This is a genomic window from Paenibacillus agaridevorans, assembly GCF_003112455.1.
Taxonomy (GTDB): domain Bacteria; phylum Bacillota; class Bacilli; order Paenibacillales; family Paenibacillaceae; genus Pristimantibacillus; species Pristimantibacillus agaridevorans.
The window spans coordinates 1-1,507 of the sequence record NZ_BDQX01000096.1 but is presented as its reverse complement, the minus strand read 5'-3'; the positions used below and the strand labels follow the sequence as shown (position 1 = coordinate 1,507).

The window sequence follows — 1,507 nt, the reverse complement described above, 5'->3', positions numbered from 1 at the left end:
CGAACACCCTGCTCGCCGTTGTTACGCCCTGAGCTTTAGCAATTGGGCATGCTGCTAATATAATCCCGCTACGGCGCTCCGGGTCGGCTACAGCTACCGGCTTATCCTTATACTCAGGGTAAGCAGCTTTTTCGACTGAAGCATAAAAGGATTGTCCGTCGACCAACAATATGGAACGTTCACGAGACATATCTGTTTACCCGTTTGACGGCCATGATGCGATCAATACTAAATGACCTTGGCTTCCCGCTTAATTCATCAAATGCAAAAACCATTTTTACTTTAACGCTGACTAATCGGATTGTCCGCTGACTGAACTTCTGCTGCCTATTGAGATAAATAATTTCGACTCGATGCCCAATATATTTATCCACCCTATATCCCGACCTTTCGAACGTTTGTTCTTATATTATATACCGAACATACGTTCTTTATGCAAGGGTAAATATATACAGGGGCATCCGAAGGAATTATTATGGTTAAAATAGCCATATGGATATACGACTGGGGGCCATTTTCATGTGTGGAAGGTATACGTTGGTGGTGTCTATTGAAGAATTGATGGATCATTACTTGATTGAAAATCTACCGGAGCCGTTTGCGCCGCGTTATAACATCGCGCCGACTCAAATGGTTTTAGCTGTCATAAACGATGGCTCAAAGAACCAGATCGGACAGCTCAAATGGGGATTAGTACCGACTTGGTCTAAGACAGAAAAAGAAGGCTTTAAGATGATCAATGCACGCGCAGAAACTGTTGTGGACAAGCCGGCATTCAGAACAGCTTTTCAACGCAAACGCTGCTTGATCCCTGCAGACGGTTTTTATGAGTGGCAGCGACGTCCGGACGGAAGTAAGCAGCCGTATCGGATCGTACTCAAGGACGTTGAACTCTTCAGTTTTGCTGGTCTTTATGAAACATGGATATCGCCAGAGGGAAACAAGGTCAGCACTTGCACAATTATCACTACGACTCCAAACAAACTGATGGCCAACATTCACGACCGAATGCCTGTCATTCTGCCCCACCGCGCAGAAGCAACCTGGCTGAATAAAGAAACGCCCACCGCCGACCTCACTGAACTGATGCAACCGTATCCGGATGAAGAATTGGAAGCCTATCCAGTCAGCTCAGCTGTTGGAAATGTTAAAAACAACTCAGACGAATTAATAAAACGTAATTAATCCATCACCTTTATACGCTCCAATATGTTTAATACCTCCTAAAAAAGCACAACATAAGGCAACGACAGCTGGGAGGAATTACACATGCACACAGTATGGAAAGGTGCGATCAGCTTTGGATTGGTCCATATTCCCGTCAAAATGCATTCCGCTACATCTGACAACGACATCCATTTTCGAACACTACACAAAGACTGTAGCACTCCAATATCGCATAATAAATACTGCTCACGATGCGACGTCCAGGTCGATCAGGCTGATATCGTTAAAGGCTATGAGTACGAGAGAAGTAAATTCGTCCTCTTCAGCGACGAGGAGATCG

Annotated in this window: 3 protein-coding genes; 2 read left to right on the top strand and 1 reads right to left on the bottom strand. The window is 44.9% G+C overall.

What is annotated here, in order from left to right:
• Nucleotides 1-190, bottom strand: a 190-nt coding sequence (locus tag PAT3040_RS09800) for a Y-family DNA polymerase (RefSeq protein WP_444980819.1), incomplete at its 3' end; no start/stop codon positions are given.
• Nucleotides 191-519: 329 nt separating this feature from the next.
• Between PAT3040_RS09800 and PAT3040_RS09790 the strand changes: the two genes are divergently transcribed.
• Both PAT3040_RS09790 and PAT3040_RS09785 read left to right on the top strand, forming a co-directional pair.
• Nucleotides 520-1,185, top strand: a complete 666-nt coding sequence (locus PAT3040_RS09790) for an SOS response-associated peptidase (RefSeq protein ID WP_108992475.1) — start codon at nucleotides 520-522, stop codon at nucleotides 1,183-1,185.
• Nucleotides 1,186-1,269: 84 nt separating this feature from the next.
• Nucleotides 1,270-1,507: Ku protein (locus PAT3040_RS09785; RefSeq protein ID WP_305778774.1), on the top strand; the 238-nt coding region annotated here is incomplete at its 3' end.